Here is a 19,121-nt window from a genome sequence, read left to right as displayed (position 1 = left end):
ATGGCAATTATAATCAATATTGATGTGATGCTTGCTAAAAGGAAAATGAGCGTAACAGAACTTTCGGAGAGGGTTGGAATCACAATGGCTAACCTTTCTATCTTGAAAAACGGTAAGGCAAAAGCGATTCGATTATCCACTTTAGAGGCGATATGTAAGGCTTTAGACTGTCAGCCTGGCGATATTTTAGAATATAAAAGTGACGAATATTAGAGGGAGGTATAACATGGACATTACCAATCTGATTATTGAAAATATGGCTAATCCTCGAGAGCTGGAAAGAATGTTTAGAAAAGAACCCGAAGCTTTTAAAAAATCATTCTCCTACGCCTGGGAACAGAACCCAGATTCGAAGATTCTTGCCGTTTGGTATGAAAGATTGCATTTCAAGGAGACGGTACATACAGAAAAAGCTTCCTTGCTTCAGAAAGATTTCTTATCCATGGGGATTTTAGCAATTCTGTCCGGGATTAGCACAAGGATACTTTTCCATTTTGTCGAACAGCAAGAAATAGCCCCAATTAACCTTGTTTTTGGAATCCTTCCCTTTATCGCTATCTTTTTTATAACCAATAATACCCCGAAAAAAAAGGTTCTGTACACCTTAGCATCGTCATTCCTAATCTCCGGTTTTTTTCTCAATATGTTGCCATTAGAGCATAAAGATAGTATTATCCTGGCTTATATACACCTACCCATATTCTTATGGGTATTAGTAGGGCTTGCCTTTACAGGAAATGAATATGGCAGAGGCAGGATAAGATTAGCCTATCTTAAATTTAATGGGGAATTTTGCATACTCTACGCCAGCATGGCAATTAGCGGAATGCTGCTAACAGGTTTAACTATGCAGTTATTTAGATTTGTCGGCATGGATATATCTGAATTCTATTTTAAAAATGTCGTTTTATTTGGTGCTGCCGCTCTCGCAATTGTGGCTACATACCTGGTATCAAGGAACCTTAAACTTGCTAAAAATATAGCACCATATATAGCTAAAATTTTTAGCCCTCTTGTAATGGCAACATTGTTGGTCTATCTTATTACGGTTATTTGGGTCGGAAAAAATCCATTCTTGGACCGCAATTTCCTCCTATCCTTCAACGGAATTCTCCTTAGTGTATTGGCCGTCACCATATTCTCCATTACCGAAAGCAGCACAGACGAGAAAAAGAACATTTCTGATTATATAAATTTTGGCCTCATTGTTCTTGCTCTTATCATTGACAGTGTGGCTTTATCAGCCATCGTGTTCAGGCTTTCTTCTTATGGGATTACGCCCAACAGACTTGCTGTTTTAGGCGTAAACATACTGATCTGGGCCAATCTAATTTGGATTATGATCGCCTATATGCGTTTTCTACAAAACAAAACCGGACCTTCCAACATCCAAGATGCCGTCACTAAGTATTTGCCGGTCTACGGACTTTGGGCGGCTTTCGTTACATTTACTTTTCCTTTAATTTTTTATTAGAAATGCTCTGGTCAGACACTTACAATTTATAAAAAAATTTCAAGATAGACAGATCCAATTAAAAGAAACCGCGGCAAACTAGGACGTAAAATATAGCCCTAGACTGCCGCGGTTTATATCTGTCGCACCAAGTCGCGATTAAACGCCCGATATTACGGAATGATCGCAACGCTAAATAAAAACCTCCACTCTCATTAATTTTCAATTTCAAAATTCTTTAGGCTTCTTTGACAGTTGCCTTTATCACATTTACTTTGGACTTTTCCTCTGAGTTTTCTGCAACATGTTTGATAAAGAAAGAAAGCAGTAACCCGATGATGCCGATCCCAACAATAACGAGATAGGCATCATTAATACCCTGAATGGATGCTTCCATAATCATGTGCTTTTGCGTTGCCCCATCTGCCCCGCCTGTCGCCATTATTTCCTGAAGATGAGTTTTGGTACGATTCGTCATCACGGTCACGAGCAAAGAAGTACCTACGGCTCCGGCCACTTGTTTGATGGTATTGGAGATAGCTGTACCATGCGCATTAAGTCTGGCCGGTAACTGATTTAAACCTGCTGTGGTAATAGGCATAAGGAGCATGGCCATGCCGAAGCGGCGCCCCGTAGACATGAGGACCAAATAGGTATAGCTGGTTGAGTCCGTCAAGTTAATAAAGCCAATGGTAGTGGCGATCGTAATGGCCATTCCAATGATAGAAAGCCATTTCGCGCCGAACCGATCGAACAGCCTCCCGGTGATCGGCATCATGAAGCCCATCAGGAGCGAGCCGGGGAGCATCAGCAAGCCGGACTCAAGAGCAGTAAAGCCACGGGCATTCTGAAGGTACAGCGGAAGCAGCATCATATCCGCATACATCACAATGGTAACTGCGATATTAATGATGGTAGTTAAGGAGAACATGTTGTATTTGAAGGCTCGGAGATCGAGAAGCGGATTTTGAGAAACGATTTGCCGCCAAGTAAACAAGATGAGGGCAAGGATTCCCGCAATAATAGATACAAGCACCTCCGCACTTGACCATCCTTGGCTGCCGGCTCGGCTGAAGCCGTACAGCAGGACACCGAATCCGACGGTGGAAAGGGCGACACTGGTAAGGTCAATTTTGGCGTAGACTCGCTCCGACACGTTTTTTAGATAAACATAGCCGCAAATGATAACAATGATAGTAAACGGAATCATGCCGTAAAACATCGTCTCCCAAGGATAATTTTCCAGAATATAACCGGCAAGAGTAGGTCCGATCGCAGGTGCGAAAATAATGGCGAACCCGACCAAACCCATGGCGGCTCCTCTCTTATTGGGAGGGAATAGCGTTAAAATAACATTCATGAGCAGCGGCATAATAATCCCGGCACCGGCTGCCTGTATCAGGCGTCCAGTCAGCAAAACAGGAAAGTCGGTTGCGATGGCCGATATGATCGTTCCCGCAAGGAAAATCCACATCGAAGATTGAAAAAGCTCACGTGTGGTAAACCGCTGCATCAAAAACGCTGTGATCGGAATCAGAACACCGTTAACCAACATGTAGCCTGTTGTCAGCCACTGGGCAGTTGCAGCAGAAATGTTAAAATCAACCATTAATTCCGGAACGGCAACACTCATAACCGTTTGATTCAGCGTCGCAAGAAAGGCACCCAAAATCATAATGAACAAGATCGGTCCCTTTTTTATCGAACTGCTTTTTGTTTCTAAACCTTTGCTCAACTTAGTTCATCCTTTCATGTCTATCAAATAAATTTACAATATGTTATATAATAAACAAACTGTAAATTAAATTATATCCAGAAACATGGTGTTTACAAGCGACAAACTTTGACGAAGTGTAAATTAGTATACATGGAAATCTTTTTTTGTAGTTTATCTTGAAAAAATACGACGTAAATTCCGGAAATTGTAGCTTACCGGCTCAACACTTTTTTTCGCGTTTGGAGCAATCCCGAGGGACATGGAAAAGGATGGGTCTAACGTGGACTAAATTTACAGCTTGTAATATAATTTACATAATATAAATTAGATGTAACTTACTAAATAAAGGAAAAGAAAGGGATATATGAATAATAGAACATCCCGCACCGATCCCCGCATACTCCGCACACGTCAATTGCTTAAAGACGCTTTTGTGGAATTGCTTCAGGAAATGGATATCGAGAAAATTTCAGTAAATCGCATTGCAGAACGCGCTACCATCAACCGAGTTACCTTTTATCTTCATTATCGAGACATTCCGGATATGCTGGAGAAGATGGCGGATGATATGATCGGGGACATTAACGGAATATTGAACTGTGCGCCTGGGAATCAGAATTCCACAGAAGAAGAGGATTGGCCGCTACTTGTGAACTTGCTTGAACATATTGCCGAACATGCTAAATTTTATAAAGTAATTCTAGCGTCGAAACGTACCCCAATCTTTACGGAGCGGTTGTTAAAGCTGCTGACGGAATTGGTAACCGCAAGAGTAGAGAGAATGGGGAATGAATCATTCCTTTCTACAGTAGGTATTCAAAAGGACATTGCGATTTGGTACGGATCTTCAGCCTTGATCGGTACGATCGTAGCTTGGCTTCGTAAGGATATGCCGTATACGCCGCTTTATCTTGCCAAACAATTTACTTTGCTTCGTTCTCAATAAACTATATGGATAAAGGAAGACCTGCTGATGAGAAATATCAAGCAGGTCTTTTTGTATGTAAAAAGTCGTTCCCACAAATTTTACATTAAAAACAAAATAGACAAAATACATATAAAGTGTTTACTTTATAAATATTGTGTGCTATAGTTCAAATCAAGCACTTAAGAAGGAGAGGCGAAGTGAATGCACAAGTCCAAACAAATTATTTTAACCATTATCATTGCATGTCAACTTATGGTTGTACTCGATTCATCCATCATGGTAACGGCGCTGCCTGAAATCGGTCGTACACTTCATATAGCGACAACCAATTTGACATGGCTACAAAATGCATATATTTTGGCTTTTGGGGGTTTCTTATTGTTAGGTGCCCGGGCGGGGGATATCTTGGGGAGAAGGAGAATGTTTAGTGTTGGTATTGCATTATTTACGCTTGCCTCAATAATGGTTGGATTAGCTCAATCAGCGGAACTTCTGATCATTACTCGTGCATTACAAGGCCTTGCGGCAGCAATAGCAACACCATCTACGCTCGCATTATTGTCGGTGACCTTTGTAGAAGCCAAAGAACGTACCAAAGCGATCGCCATATACAGTGCTGTATCAGGAGCAGGCGGCAGTATTGGACTCATCCTTGGTGGAGTACTGACGGACTTAATTTCTTGGCGCGTAGGGATGTTTATCAACGTACCCATTGGAATTGCCCTGCTCATTATGGTGCCACGATATTTAAAGGAGACGGAGAAAAACTCGGGGCGCTTTGATATAATGGGGGCATTGACATCAGTAATCGGAATTACTGCACTGGTATTTGGTTTTGTACAAGCGGCAGCTCATGGCTGGGGGAATATAGAGACATTAGTTTCACTTATTGTTGGTGTTATATTGTTAGTGGCCTTTGTGTTTATCGAAGCTCGTGCGAAACAACCTATTACACCGCTTCGTTTGTTTTCGAGCCGTCAGCGGTCAGGGGCATATCTTGGAAGGTTCCTGTTTTTGTGTGGCAATTTTTCATTGTTTTTCTTTATCCCGCAATTTTTACAAAACGTTCTTGGTTTTAGTTCTTTTGAAGCTGGGCTCGCATTTCTGCCTTTTACGGGTGTGCAGTTCGGGATGATGTATCTTATGCCTTGGTTGGTAACCCGGTTTGGAAATTTAAAAGTGCTAATTGCCGGTTTGATCATTGCGATTATAGGTACGAGCTGGTTGAGCCAAATCTCAGTAGATTCACAATTCTTTCCGCAAATCTTCGTTCCGTTGATCATCATGGGTATGGGCGCGGGGATGATATTTCAACCATTAACATCTTTTGGTCTGTCTGGTGTTGATTCACATGATTCGGGTGCCGCGTCAGGTCTTATCAATGTCGCACAACAAACGGGCTGTTCGATGGGTTTAGCTATTCTTATTACAGTCTTTGAGACAGTGAACCGATCAGAGTCACCATTAAAACAACAATTTGCACACGCTATTTCTGTATCCATAATGGGTTCAGTAGTATTTATAACAGCGGCTCTTGTTGTTGTGCTCTTCTGGTTTCTCCCAGCGCGTAGTACTGTTAAAGAACCAGCCCCTAAAGCTGCTTAACATAGATTCTCTTCTTGTTGACATCCACTAATCACCATGTTATATTTCATTATACAGTTCAGTCGTTTAGCAATTAGTTATTTAGAAGATCCGGGCTAAAGTAATAAGGATACGTAAGTATCTACTTACTTTTAACGCGATCTTTTTTTGTTTTTTATTGTAATAAAGCAACAAACAATCAAAGATCAGGTTTGTCATCCACGCTTATTCATCAAATGTAAACGTTATCTAAATTAAAGCGATGCTTTGGATCCAAAAAGTATAAAATCAGATTTTTAGGAGGCGATCCAATGACGAGTCCAGAAAAGACATCTTTTCCAATCGGTAAATTGTCTATGTTATTAGCCGTTTTAAGGGATCATTCATGGAATGAAGCTGTTGAAAATGAATTGAAAGAAAAAGGCTATCGATACGTTGTAGGTAAAGTTGGAGCGATGGATTTAAACAAAGTTATCGCAGCCATAGAAACGACGGCTAAAAACAATCTAATTATTAATAAAGATATTTATCACGAAGTGCACGCTTTATACCACGCTATCATTGAAGCTCTTCAAGGTGTTGGCAGAGGTATGGTACAGTTCGGTGATATATTACGGACCGTTGGGTTGACATTCTCCATTGTTCGCGGAAAGTTAGGAGAATCTTCTGAGCAAAGCGGTGAGTGGATCGCGGTATCTATTTACGGAACGATTGGAGCTCCCAAAAAGGGTTTTGAGCATGAAGCCTTTGGCTATGGATTTAATCATATTTAGCTATTTAGTGATGAATGACCATTCTTTGCACATGAAACAATAGAAGTGAATTAAATAATAAACCAGGCTATTAGTAATTTTAGTGATTTAGGAGCCGATACCTTATTTGGTATTGGCTCCTTTTTATATTTTCAGACGAGGAGAGATCATGATGCAGACATTGAAGACAGAAATCATAGTAGGTAGCGGAATAACACTAACATTAAAAGATGTAATTGAAGTCTCTCGAAACAAGGCTAAGGTGGCTTTGAACCATACAAGTGTGGAAAAAATGAATCGCAGCAGAAGTTATGTGGAAAAGCTTCTTCGAGAGAAAAAAACGGTTTATGGACTTACCACTGGATTTGGAAAATTCAGTGATACTTATATTTCAAGTGAAGATACAAAAGAGCTCCAGGAAAATCTCATTCGCAGTCATGCTTGCGGAATTGGGCAAGCATTGCCAGTAGAAGTCGTTAGGGCGATTATGCTGCTTCGAATCAAATCGCTTTCGTTAGGTTATTCGGGCATCCGGATTGAGGTTGTCCAAACGATGATCGAGATGCTGAATAAGGATGTCGTTCCGGTCGTACCAGAGAAGGGTTCGCTCGGTGCCAGTGGCGATTTGGCTCCATTGTCGCATGTAGCTTTAGTCATATTTGGAGAAGGTGAGGCGGTTTTCAAAGGTCGACGTCTAGATGGCGGAGTGGCTATGAAAATGGCGGGCATTCAACCGATATCTTTAGAAGCTAAAGAAGGACTTGCGTTAATAAATGGAACCCAGGTCATGACAGCGGTCGGGGCAATAGCCTGTTATGACGCTTTGAATTTGGCGAAATGGGCGGATGCGACGGGAGCTCTGAGTTGTGAAGCATTATTGGGAATCAGGGACGCTTTCGATGCGCAAACGCATGAAATTAGACCACATAAAGGCCAACTGCAGGTTGCCGAAAATATGAAAAGACTGACAATGGGAAGCCAATTGATGACAAATCAAGGAGAATTAAGAGTGCAAGATGCGTACTCTCTTCGCTGCATACCGCAGGTTCATGGAGCAAGTCGTGATGCGATTTCTTATGTATTGGAAAAAATTGAGGTGGAGATAAATTCAGTCACTGATAATCCACTCATATTTGAGGAGCAGGAGAGGGTAATTTCGGGCGGCAATTTTCATGGGCAACCGATCGCATTGGCTATGGACTTTTTATCCATCTGTATGTCAGAATTGGCCAATATCTCCGAGAGAAGGATCGAGCGCTTAGTCAATCCGCAGTTAAATGGTGATCTACCTCCCTTTTTGACAAAACATGGAGGTCTTCAATCCGGGTTTATGATTGCCCAATATGCTGCTGCTTCGGTGGTTTCCGAAAATAAATCTTTGGCTCATCCAGCTAGTGTCGATTCCATTCCATCTTCAGGCAATCAAGAGGATCACGTGAGTATGGGGACGATCGGAGCCCGAAAAGCGAAGCAAATTGTAGAAAATGCTTACTCCGTCATCGCTATTGAGCTTTTATGTGCTTCACAAGCTATTGACTATCGCAATCCCGAGCTTCTAGGCAATGGGACAAAGTGGATTTATGCCAAGTGCCGCGAACAGGTACCGTTTTTGGAAAAAGATAGAGTGCTGTCTTACGACATCAAAAAAATAACTTGCATGTTACAAGCGACAGATATTGCGACTGAAATTTCACCAATTACAATTATTCAATAATTAAAGAAAAATCCAACCCGTTATAGTTAATAGGGCTGGATTTTTTGCTTTTCTAGTTTTATATATGACTATAAGGCATTTTCGGAACAAGGATAGAGCCGATGAAGTAAAGCAGTGTGACGGTTCCAAAGCTGCACAGAGCGGTAATTACAACGATTAGCCGAATGATGGTTGGATTAACTCCGAGCCATTCTGCAATTCCTCCGCAAAGTCCGGTTAATTTACTGTCTGTAGTGGATCTGAATAATTTGTTCATTATATAAGTCTCCTCTCAAATATAAGCATTTTGTATGTCTGCTTCGTTCTTATGACTTTATTGTAGCTTCTTTGAGCTTCTATCAAAACGGACCGCCGACGGTTATGGAAGCTGTACTAAAGTCGGGGAAGCTCCACTACTTAAGGGGAGTACAGACTTTGTCGATTAGGGAGTGAGACAAAGTCTTGTCTCATCCTAACGTGACAAGCATGTACCGTTTCCCCTCTTCCGTGAATCAGTTTGCCGCACCCGGCAGCTCCGAAAGGGTAGATTTTACGAACGGACCGCGCTATGCTAAGGAAGTCGAGACGTTTTCTGGAGCTTTTTTGCTAGAGATGCCATTCATTAAAAGGCTGGGGCAGCAACGGTATCAATCGTTCAAGACGGGAAAGTGCTCGTCTCCCCAATTGACATACATTTTTTAATACAAGATTGGAGATATTTAGTTTATGGACTTCGAAACGATTTATCGTACGTATAAGCATTTACTATTCTCAGTGGCTTACCGGATGTTAGGCTCTGTGTCGGACGCGGAAGATATGATGCAGGATCTGTTTACCTCCCTGCAAACGTTAGATTCGGATAACATCAGCAACCTGAAATCTTATTTAGTCAAAATGATGACCAATCGCTGCCTGAATTACTTAAAATCGGCTCGCAAGCAAAGAGAAATTTACGTTGGTGCTTGGCTGCCCGAGCCGCTAATGATGGCAAACAACGATGATCCCATGGGACAAATCGTTCAAGACGAAACCATTTCTTATGCTTTCCTTGTATTACTGCAAGAATTATCATCTGTGGAGAGAGCTGTGTTCGTGCTAAGAGAAGTGCTTGGCTATGAGTACGCCGAGGTCGCAGACATGCTAAATAAAACTGAAACCAATTGCCGTAAAATCTATAGTCGAGCAAAAGTGAAAGTTAACCAAGCAAAGGAGCGGAATGTTGGAGGAATCGGGGATTCAGAACCGCTTGTAAAGAAATTTATGCATGCTGTCCATACGGGGAACTTTAAAGATTTTGTCTCCTTGCTAACCGATGATGCCGTGCTGATATCTGATGGCGGTGGAAAAAGACGAACAGCTCTCAATACCATATTCGGTAAGCAACGTATTCTGAGCCTCTTCGAAGGTATTGCAGCAAAGGGCTCGCTGCAGGGGCAATGGATCCCTATTCTCATCAACGGTCAAACCGGACTTGTACTCGTAAAGGATCAAATCGCTGACATGGTTATTTGTTTTGATATGGATAAGAAACAGCTGCAAGCCAATCAGGTTTTTCAGATTTTGAATCCAGATAAACTTCAACATATTTCTTCCGTGCTGAATTGTCACAAATCTCAGGACTTAATTGTCTTATAGAGGCAAACCTAAATTAATCGTTACGGAGGAGATTCAAATGGAAGTTAGATTAACGTATAACAAAGTAAATCCAGAAGCATTGCAAACGATGCTGAAGCTGGAGGGTTTTATTAAAACAAGCGGTTTAGATGCAAAGTTATATGAGCTTATCAAAATAAGAGCGTCACAAATCAATGGTTGCGCTTATTGCATCGACATGCATACAAGGGATCTGCGGAACATGGGTGAAACTCAGCAAAGGATTAATTTACTTACTGCATGGCGTGAAGCCCCCTTTTATTCCGACAAAGAAAGAGCATTGCTGGAGTTGACAGAAACCGTGACCCGAATCTCGGAGAATGGTGTACCACAATCCGTTTATGAGAAAGTGCGGGAGCATTTTGATGAAAAGGAATATGTGACGCTTATCATGGCGATCAATACGATTAATGCTTGGAACCGCATTGCCATTTCTACCGGAATGTTCCCTGCTGCCGAGTGAAAAGAATATGGTCCGATTAAATCCGCCTAAATGGCGGATTTTTCTTTTTTATCGGAGCATATTTAACGAAGCCGCGCGGATTTGCGGGCTCCGTTTTCTAATTAAATATGGATTATTTCAATCAAGGGGTGATCCTTGCATTTTTTGGTTATTCTAAGATAAAACTATGAAAGAGAGCGCTGTTATTTTTTCATTTTGAAACGGAATTGTAAGTTCAGGTTCAAGACGGGTGGAATGGTGAAGTCATCACTGCCAAATTTTCTCGAAATGTACGAGTTGAACTACGCGAAGCAACTATAGTATATTTTAAGAATCATTCGAAGGTCTTTTGGTGCCTTTCGGTGTTAGGGGAGGTCATCATGAGGACGAATACATTCATTAGCATACTGCAAAACGAACTCGTTGTCGCTCTTGGCTGCACAGAGCCGGTAGCGATTGCCTTAGCTGCGGCGAAGGCTAGGACTTATGTGGATGGCACTATTGATAAAATTACGGTTTATGCAAGCGCAGGTATAATTAAGAATGCACTTGCAGTTGGTATTCCCGGTACTGGTCTGACAGGGATCGATTTTGTCGCTGCGTTAGGTGCGGTTGCAGGTAATGCGGAGAAGCAGCTAGAAGTGCTTGCCGATATTAAGCCCGAAGATATTTCAGTGGCGCAGAATATGGTGGAACGAGGGATTTCTGTTGTCCATCTCGCCGATACACCAAAGAAATTATATATTGAGGTTATTATTGAAGCAGAGGAAAGGTACGCGAAAGTTGTTATTACGGATAATCATACGAATATAACATTGATAGAAGTAGACGGGCAGATCGTTGATATGGGAGGCTGCGCCAACGCGAGTTTTAAGAGTTCCAGAGAAGATCGCAGCGAGCTAACAATTGATTCGATTGTGGATTTCGTGAACACGGTAGATCTTGCGGACCTCGGTTTGGTCAAGCAAAGCATTGAGCTAAACCGTAAAGCAGGATTAGATGGTTTGGAACATGCGTACGGTCTCGAAGTCGGTAAAACGATTAAAGAAAATGTGCAAAAAGGTATTCTGTCCGACGATTTAATCTCTCATGCTATGGCTCTTGCAGCAGCTGGATCGGATGCTCGCATGGCGGGATCCTCGATGCCGGTTATGGCAAATTCGGGAAGCGGAAACCAAGGCATTGCAGCGACAAATCCTGTTGTAGCAGCGGCAGAAAAGCTTGGAGCCTCTGAGGAGAAACTCATTCGTGCCGTTGCGCTGAGCCATTTAATTACCATTCATATCAAGTCCAAGTTCGGGCGATTATCCGCATTATGCGGGGTCACCGTATCCGGTACGGGTGCAAGCTGTGGCATTACCTATCTGCTTGGTGGAGGGAAAACGGAGATTAAAGCGGCGATCCAAAACATGCTCGGTAATGTATCCGGGATGATGTGCGATGGAGCAAAAGGCGGCTGCGCTATGAAAGTTGCGACCTGTACGAGTGCAGCGGTACAATCTGCGCTTCTCGCATCAAAAGGGATGACTATTTCCTCGACGAATGGATTTATCGAAAATGAAGCGGAGAAAACGATCGACAACTTTTGCCGTATTGGTAATGAAGCAACATCTGAGATTGATAAACTTATTCTCGAAATGATGTTGAATAAAGACATATAGAACTGTTGTAGTAAAAATGAAGGAAGGCTGCCGGTGCGTCGGTGGCCTTTTTGTAGTTTAGCGGCATGATGAAAGTGATTTGTTTAAAGGGAACTATGCTTCTTCGACCGAACCATGATGATAAATGCTAACACAATGAGCAGTTCCGTTGCTAAGATGATGGGTCCGCCCCAATTTTTATTTTGCAGAAAAAAACGGAAGTGATCCATCGTGTCGGCGAAGAAAACCAATCTCAACAAACCAAAGCCAATAGCCGTAGGATAGATCATAAGCATGGAGGTAAGACCTGTCAGGATCTGAATACTTCGGAATAATACATAGACCTCCAGGGATAGCTTCGCAAACACCGTAGGCATCCAGAATGAAAAAAGAAGCAAATCGTTCCGGTCAAATGCTTCGGTCAGTTGAACTTCTCTTGTCAAGGCCAAGGTGGGATGAAGTTGATTTTTCAATAGATCACTGCCAAATAATCCAATTTCCAAGAATATAGTCAGGTACAGCATGGAAAGACCAAATGTCATTCCGATTATTGCTGCTAACCGTACATGTTTGAGTGGCTGCATTTGTCCTAATATGAAAAACAACACGACAACTTCCCCAGCCCATGGGAGGGCATTAAACGCCGCCTGCAAAATAGACGGATAGGTGGAGACATTCAAAATCGGCATCACATTCAAGAAATTGATTCTTGGCAGGAGAGTAATAGGATTTATCATCATAACAAGCATCATGGGTGGAAAAAACAACTCGTTGAAGTTTGCGATTGTACCAAGTCCAAGCCGAGCCACATAGGCCACCAATAACATCAGGATAATCGTTGTCGCGGCAGTTGATGTCAAGGGTAACAGGGCTAGTTGTATAGCGCCTATAAACGATTGTACATCTTTCAAAAGCAACAATGTGATAAAGAGGATGAACAAACAGGCGAGTCCCTTCTCAGCGGGCTGATAGCTTCTCCTTTCGGCAGAAAAAAGATTCCAAACGGGAAGTTTACGGATACCGATTAGACCTCCAATGATAAGCAGCATCATAAATGGAATGATGAGGAAAAGGACCAACCAGGCGTTATTTCCAGCAGGAATAACTTGTGTTAGAGGAAATTGAATGAACGTGGTGGATAATACAAAGTTTGCAAGCAACATGGCTATCTGCAAATGAGTTAAAGTCGCTCGCATCCTTTTCCTCCTTCTCGGTACAGGTCCGACTCTTATTCTGTATTCTCTAGACTATTGATTTGCAAGCCAGGTTGTTCAAGGACGAATTTTACTTCGATGTTCGTCTTGGTTCCGGGAAGCATATGATCCCATCGCCTTTTCCACTTTTTTTCCCATTGCAAATTATTATATACATGTGCATATTTCCCAAATCCCAAAGTATCGATTTGATTTTTTAGGTTTTTATTTAGAATGCCCTCGATGTTGTCTTTGATTTGGCTTTCAATTTGATGTTCTAATTGATGAACGCTTCTTGCGTCTTGCAAATTGAAAAACTTTTCCCCTTCCCGAATGATACCTTTGCCCTTTATTTTAATCCAATATTCGGGGGTTTCTCCTTGGAACGAAGTCTTTATCTTCAAGCTTTGGGATGTTATTCGTATAGAAATAATTTTCTCCTGTAGTTGGAAGGTTATCGATTTGCCATTAAGGCAGTTTCGTTTCATCCAGCACAGTCCTAACGTTTCATCCCTGTTCGTTTCAAATTGCATTTTGTTTTTATGAAATACAGCAAACGATTGGATGGATGGTTTCCCCTCTTTATAAGTAATCAAGGGTGCAACAGGATCTTTTTTATTACTGTAGATGTCGGATAGAAATTCCCTAGCCGTGATCGCGAATCCCATGATGTTTCCGATCTCACGGATATGTTCTGTCGTAATTTGGTCCAACTCAGTATGTGCGTTCATGATGTCCTTTAGATTGCTATTGGTCATATAAATTTGGCTTGAAAGCCTTGATTCTTGATGTCGGTTTATAAAATCTAATACGTCTGTAATGTCATTCTTGGCGATATTTTCATGAATAATAATGACTCGTTGATGGGAGAATCGTAAGATTCGTGACGTACGGTTCTGCATATTTTGAATCGCCTCTTCAATATTTCGCCCTGTATTTGATTCGAGGTAATACGGATTTTGCTTACCCGATGAACCGCCGCCTTCGCCCTTCGACATGGGAATAGCCACTTCGACCGTTACTTGGAATTTGTCATTTACTTTATCAATCCCCGTAGCCAACACAACAGCCACATTGTTAATTTCTCTTCGATCTGAACAACCGGCTATGAGGATAACTCCCGACAACAAAATGGCAGTCACGTATTTGTACATCTTCATGCATTCATTTTCTCCCTCGACTCCATAAGCGTTTACTCCAAATGTTCGGATGCACTTTGACATCATCTTGCGGTTTGAAATTCCCAGGATGCCGGGTCATCATCCACCATGGAGCCCTGATGAACACATCCTTCAACTTTGTAATGGATAAGGGTGTCAAAGGCGCCATAAAAGGTGTTCCGAAAGATCGCAGACTGCATAAATGAGCAACAATGAACGCCAAGCCTATGATGATGCCGTACAATCCTAATATGCCCGCAAGTATCATTAATGGAAAACGAAGCAATCTGATCGTGTTGGCGATATTATTTCCAGGGATGGTGGCCCCGGCAATCCCGGTAATGGATACAATAATAACCATAGGTGCCGAAACGATCCCGGCTTCAACAGTAGCGGTTCCGATTACGATGGCGCCAAGAATACTGATCGTTTGCCCAATTGCTTTAGGTAGACGGAGACCTGCTTCCCGTAGAGCTTCCGCTAGTACTTCCATCATAAAAGCTTCGACTAGGGCAGGGAAAGGAATCTTATCCCGGCTGGCCATGAATGTAAGTAGAAACTTTGTAGGGATCATTTCTATATGAAAGGTGGAGACTGCAATGTACAAAGCGGGAAGAAGACAAGAAATCAATACGGATAAGTAACGGACGAATCTTTGCGTAATCGCGAAATAAAATCGGTTATAATAATCTTCGCTGCTTTGAAGCATTTGCCAAAAGGTGGATGGAACGATAAGAACGGAAGGCGACCCGTCACATATAATGACAACACGGCCTTCCAACAAATTACCAGCCGCCTTATCTGGACGTTCCGTATTTTGAATTTGTGAAAAAGGGCTCAGCGGGTTGTCTTCAATGAGCTCTTCTACATATTCACTTTCCAAAATACTATCGATATCGATTAGGTCCAATCTTCGATGAACCTCTTGAAGAAGCTCATGGTTTACAATATTGCCCATATAGACAACCGCTACTCGGGTTTTCGTTTGCTTGCCCAATTCCTTGAGAGCCACTTTTAAATGAGGGGAGCGTATTTTTTGACGAAGCAAAGAGATATTAGCAGAAATGTTTTCGATAAAGCCTTCTTTGGATCCGCGGATAACCGTTTCGTTCGTTGGTTCGGTGATATCACGATACATGCCGCCTTCGACTCTTAGCAATAGCGCCTTGTCGATCTGATCGATAAACAAAACCGAACACCCATCTAAAATTGAGCTGATAATCATATTCATTTCTCTTGTTTCAACCGCGGGTATCATTGATATCGCGTTTTCTTCAAGTTCAATATGTTTTGATTCTGCTTGTTCAACATGATCAAGAAGATGATTTAACATATGAAATGAAATGCTTTCTTCTTTCGCTAAACCACAAATAAATACAAGGCAGGATTTCATATTTTGGTAGGAATAATGCTTAAAGATTAAGTCCGGACAATCGTAGAATATGTTCTTCAAATATTCTAGGTTATCCGTTAACTGAAGCTTTATCGGTATATCCGATGGCTTTGCATGGTCCACTCATCTTTATCTCCTTAATTAAATATGAGTTTATTGTTTTCAAAAAATGGATTTATTATGCAAAAATCCGTCTCATCCAACTCCAATGATATCTGTTGAATAACCTAGTAGTGTCGGACCGTAGGGCTGACATTCTCCATTTCTGAGCTCAAATAAATGCTCAGGTTACACGGATTCGCGGAATTATTCAATAAAATCGTGGAAAAGGGAAAGCGTTCACTGAAAGGTCCTGCCATAATAAATGATGAAAATGACAATAGATGGGAAGCACTTCTATTGAAATGAAGAATAAGGGCGGGCACGAAATGAAGAAATCGGAATTGCAGCAAAAGTTCTCGAATCCTCCTATGGAATATCGCTCCGTGCCTTTCTGGTCGTGGAACGGCCTACTTGAGCAGGGCGAATTGAATGCCCAAATTGAGGGCTTCAAACAACAGGGAATGGGCGGTTTTATGATTCACGTGCGGGAAGGACTTGAAACACCATACATGGGCAAAGAGTTCATGGAACGTGTTCAAGAAACGGTCGCTAAAGCGAAAGTGGAAGGCATTCACGCTTGGTTATATGACGAAGACCGCTATTCTTCAGGTATGGGAGGCGGCAAGGTGCCCCAAATCGGCGGCGATGCTGTGCGTGCAAAGGCTCTATCGCTGACCATTTGCAGAATCTTTGAACTAGATGATTCCATAAAAGCCGTATATCAAGCGAAAATTAGCGGGAACGAGTTGTTAAGCTGTACTTGGATGAAGGACTTTCATGCATGCAGTTTATTAGGTGAGGATGACGTTTATTTGATCTTTCGCAGGCATATCGCTTCTCCAAACGAGTGGTGCCACGGAGACACCTACACGGATAACCTGAATCCAGAATCAGCGCGAATATTTATCGAGACGACGTACGAACGCTACAAAGAAGCCGTTGGAGAAGAGTTTGGGCGCACGGTACCAGGCATTTTCACGGATGAACCCAGTATTCTCGGCTTTCAGGAACAACTTAAAGCGCCGGAGATGACCTGGATCTCATGGTCGGACTTGTTACCCCAAGTGTTTATCGAAAAGAATGGTTATGAGATTTGGGAAACGCTTCCCTACTTTTTTTATTACGGTCTGCCGTCATCTAAGATCCGGCACGACTACTGGAAGACGGTCACGGAAATGTTCAGTGATGCTTATACGAAGCAAATTGGAGATTGGTGCCGAGTGAATGGAATTTCATTTACCGGTCATTTCTGCGATGAGGCTGATTTGGTAGGTGCGGTCAGACATTGTGGCTCCATTATGCCTCATTATCGCTATCTTGACATTCCGGGTATCGATACATTGTGTGAGCAAACAGAGGAAAGCTTGACCATCAAGCAGGTATCGAGCATCGCGAATCAGTACGGTAAGAAAAGAGTCATCACGGAAACATACGGTGTAACGGGATGGGATCTGTCATTCGAAAGCCGCAAATGGATCGGTGATTGGCAGTTTGTACTCGGCGTCAACTTTCTGACCCATCACCTGGCACTTTATACGCTTCGCGGATGCCGCAAGCGGGATTATCCGCCTTCGTTTAATTACAACGTAAATTGGTGGGCGCATAACCATGTGTTGGAAAATTACTTTGCCCGGCTCGGAGCGGTGCTGAGTGAAGGCCGTGTGACAAGGGACGTGCTGGTCATCCACCCGGCGACTTCGGTTTGGGCGAAGCTAGGGAGAGATGTGCGGGCGAAGGAATGGCGCAATGAAGCGGGTAATATCGATGAGCTTTGCGAATACAGTCAGGATTTCAACGAATTTGTTCGCCAACTGCTTGGACAACACTACGATTTTGACTTGGGTGACGAGTTGGTTTTGAAAGAGATCGGTCGCGCACAGGAGGAACGGTTATTCGTTGGTCAAGCCAGCTATCAAATCGTCGTACTGCCATCACTGTCTAATTTGTTGAGTTCAACGTATGAATTGCTGCTTTCTTACCTGAATGCCGGTGGATGTGTATTGTCTTTTGGAAACTTACCCACATTAGTAGATGGAGAGCCTGCTGATGAATGGCAACTCCTGATTGGCCATCCGCGTTTTAAGCAGCTTCAGTCAAATAACGACCTTTCAGCCGAAATAGAACGAATCGTCCCCCGCTCCGTTAGCCTTTTGGACCAAAACGGACGAGAGGCGGATAGGCTATTGTATATGCACCGTGAGTTTCAGGACTGTACGGTTGTTTTCGTTGTTAACAATGATCGGGAATCGGCACACGAGGTAGAAGTACGCATTCAAGGAAGCGGATGGTTAGAAGAGTGGAATGTGCTCACAGGAGAAGTATTCGAAAAACCTATGAATACGAGAGACAACTGTGCCGTATTCCAGGAACGCTTTGGTCCGGCAGAATCCAAACTGTACGTTATATCGCCGTGCAGTGAAGGTGTGCGCTCGAAGGAGCGGAATGCAGACGGGCTTCAGCCATTGACCAGTCTGAGGACGGTCGCTTCTTTTACACGGACGCATCCAAACGCCCTTGTTCTGGATAGGTGCCAGTATCGCCTGCGGGATGAAGAATGGTCGGAGACGATGGATGTATGGCAAGCTCAGCAAAAAGTTCGTGAACAACTGAATATGAGGCAAATTTATGCGAACGGCCATCTTCAACGGTATTTTTGGGTACATCAACCTCATATGAATGATGGCACGATTGTCTCTTTCCGTTTTCTCTTCGAGGTGAAGGATGTTCCCAGGACGGACACGTACCTGGTTTTCGAACAGGCGGAGCGTTTCCGTTTTCTGCTGAACGGTCAGCAAATCATGGAAAAGCCGAATGGCTGGTATCTAGACCGTTCTATGGCAATAGTCAGGCTCCCAGCTCTACTCGAAGGAATCAATGTGCTTGAGGTCATCAGTGAATACACGCATGATATGGAAATCGAGGATGCATTCCTAATCGGTGACTTCGCTGTCGACAACAGCCGATGTCTCGTCATGGAGCCTGAGGCGCTCAGATTCGGAGATTGGTGCCTGCAAGGCTATCCGTATTACTGTGGAAGCCTAATCTACCATTTCGACCTTGATGCGGATATAAGGGAAGGTAAACGAATCGTATTGGAATTAGGCGCGTATGAAGCGGTCACCTTGAATCTCAACGTAAACGGACGATATGAACAGGCCATTCCGTGGCGAGCTGCGGGGACGGTTGAGCTCACTGATTGGCTCATCCAAGGAATCAATCGGATTGATATTGAGGTTATCGGCAGTCCCCGCAACCTTCTGGGTCCGCTTCACGAATCCAAGTCGAATCGAGCGTGGATAGATTGGTGGTCGTTTCATCCTTCAGGAACTGATTATACACCGGAATATATACTGCAACCTTACGGTTTGATGGGGCAGATTCTTGTTTACCGTATGGAGGAAATGTCATGAA

The 19,121-nt window shown here is 42.9% G+C and carries 16 protein-coding genes; 11 read left to right on the top strand and 5 right to left on the bottom strand.

The annotated features are described in order from the left end of the window. Together AC58U0_RS25510 and AC58U0_RS25505 are read left to right on the top strand one after the other, a co-directional pair. A complete protein-coding gene (locus tag AC58U0_RS25510) occupies positions 1–213 on the top strand; it encodes a helix-turn-helix domain-containing protein (RefSeq protein WP_057306753.1) in 213 nt (70 codons plus the stop codon). A 13-nt stretch (positions 214–226) separates the two neighbouring features. Next, positions 227–1,474 carry a DUF4153 domain-containing protein gene (locus AC58U0_RS25505; RefSeq protein ID WP_497381710.1) on the top strand — a complete coding sequence of 416 codons (1,248 nt, stop codon included), beginning with the start codon at positions 227–229 and terminating at the stop codon, positions 1,472–1,474. Between the two features lie 217 nt (positions 1,475–1,691). Here the strand turns inward: AC58U0_RS25505 and AC58U0_RS25500 are convergent, their stop codons facing one another. Beyond that, positions 1,692–3,128 (bottom strand): DHA2 family efflux MFS transporter permease subunit, encoded by a 1,437-nt coding sequence (locus AC58U0_RS25500; protein ID WP_497381767.1) that lies wholly within the window; start codon positions 3,126–3,128, stop codon positions 1,692–1,694. A gap of 406 nt (positions 3,129–3,534) precedes the next feature. On the opposite strand from AC58U0_RS25500, the gene AC58U0_RS25495 reads away from it, so the two are divergent. From AC58U0_RS25495 to hutH, 4 genes are all read left to right on the top strand, one after another. Continuing rightward, entirely contained in the window at positions 3,535–4,116 is a 582-nt protein-coding gene (locus AC58U0_RS25495; RefSeq protein ID WP_057306750.1) for a TetR/AcrR family transcriptional regulator, read from the top strand. Between the two features lie 183 nt (positions 4,117–4,299). Beyond that, on the top strand, positions 4,300–5,703 hold the full coding sequence (locus tag AC58U0_RS25490) for an MFS transporter (RefSeq protein WP_497381709.1): 1,404 nt from the start codon (positions 4,300–4,302) through the stop codon (positions 5,701–5,703). A gap of 290 nt (positions 5,704–5,993) precedes the next feature. Further along, positions 5,994–6,455, top strand: coding sequence for a histidine utilization transcription antiterminator HutP (gene hutP / locus AC58U0_RS25485; RefSeq protein ID WP_057306748.1), 462 nt, complete (start codon positions 5,994–5,996; stop codon positions 6,453–6,455). Between the two features lie 151 nt (positions 6,456–6,606). Next, positions 6,607–8,148 (top strand): histidine ammonia-lyase, encoded by a 1,542-nt coding sequence (hutH, locus tag AC58U0_RS25480; RefSeq protein WP_497381708.1) that lies wholly within the window; start codon positions 6,607–6,609, stop codon positions 8,146–8,148. A 58-nt stretch (positions 8,149–8,206) separates the two neighbouring features. Here the strand turns inward: hutH and AC58U0_RS25475 are convergent, their stop codons facing one another. Continuing rightward, positions 8,207–8,404 carry a PspC domain-containing protein gene (locus AC58U0_RS25475; RefSeq protein WP_497381707.1) on the bottom strand — a complete coding sequence of 66 codons (198 nt, stop codon included), beginning with the start codon at positions 8,402–8,404 and terminating at the stop codon, positions 8,207–8,209. A 185-nt stretch (positions 8,405–8,589) separates the two neighbouring features. Between AC58U0_RS25475 and AC58U0_RS25470 the strand changes: the two genes are divergently transcribed. The 4 genes from AC58U0_RS25470 to AC58U0_RS25455 all read left to right on the top strand — a co-directional run bounded on the left by AC58U0_RS25470 (position 8,590) and on the right by AC58U0_RS25455 (position 11,883). Continuing rightward, on the top strand, positions 8,590–8,829 hold the full coding sequence (locus tag AC58U0_RS25470; RefSeq protein ID WP_497381706.1) for a hypothetical protein: 240 nt from the start codon (positions 8,590–8,592) through the stop codon (positions 8,827–8,829). Between the two features lie 24 nt (positions 8,830–8,853). Continuing rightward, a complete protein-coding gene (locus tag AC58U0_RS25465) occupies positions 8,854–9,762 on the top strand; it encodes an RNA polymerase sigma-70 factor (RefSeq protein WP_497381705.1) in 909 nt (302 codons plus the stop codon). A gap of 37 nt (positions 9,763–9,799) precedes the next feature. Beyond that, positions 9,800–10,243 carry a carboxymuconolactone decarboxylase family protein gene (locus tag AC58U0_RS25460; RefSeq protein WP_497381704.1) on the top strand — a complete coding sequence of 148 codons (444 nt, stop codon included), beginning with the start codon at positions 9,800–9,802 and terminating at the stop codon, positions 10,241–10,243. A 359-nt stretch (positions 10,244–10,602) separates the two neighbouring features. Then, on the top strand, positions 10,603–11,883 hold the full coding sequence (locus AC58U0_RS25455) for an L-cysteine desulfidase family protein (protein WP_497381703.1): 1,281 nt from the start codon (positions 10,603–10,605) through the stop codon (positions 11,881–11,883). 83 nt (positions 11,884–11,966) lie between these two features. Here AC58U0_RS25455 and AC58U0_RS25450 read toward each other — a convergent pair whose 3' ends face one another. From AC58U0_RS25450 to AC58U0_RS25440, 3 genes are read right to left on the bottom strand one after another with little or no spacing between them, the layout of a single operon-like run. After that, the gene (locus AC58U0_RS25450) at positions 11,967–13,058 is read right to left on the bottom strand and encodes a GerAB/ArcD/ProY family transporter (RefSeq protein WP_497381702.1); all 1,092 of its coding nucleotides are present in this window, start codon (positions 13,056–13,058) and stop codon (positions 11,967–11,969) included. Positions 13,059–13,090: 32 nt separating this feature from the next. Further along, positions 13,091–14,215, bottom strand: a complete 1,125-nt coding sequence (locus AC58U0_RS25445) for a Ger(x)C family spore germination protein (RefSeq protein WP_497381701.1) — start codon at positions 14,213–14,215, stop codon at positions 13,091–13,093. 4 nt (positions 14,216–14,219) lie between these two features. Further along, positions 14,220–15,731, bottom strand: coding sequence for a spore germination protein (locus tag AC58U0_RS25440; RefSeq protein ID WP_497381700.1), 1,512 nt, complete (start codon positions 15,729–15,731; stop codon positions 14,220–14,222). 305 nt (positions 15,732–16,036) lie between these two features. Here AC58U0_RS25440 and AC58U0_RS25435 point away from each other — a divergent pair, with 305 nt between their 5' ends. After that, entirely contained in the window at positions 16,037–19,120 is a 3,084-nt protein-coding gene (locus AC58U0_RS25435) for a glycosyl hydrolase (protein ID WP_497381699.1), read from the top strand. The last annotated feature ends 1 nt before the right edge of the window (position 19,121 follow it).

It is taken from the genome of Paenibacillus sp. J31P190, assembly GCF_059692075.1.
The sequence above is the reverse complement of the archived record's forward strand: the minus strand, read 5'-3'. Positions and strand labels throughout refer to the sequence as shown.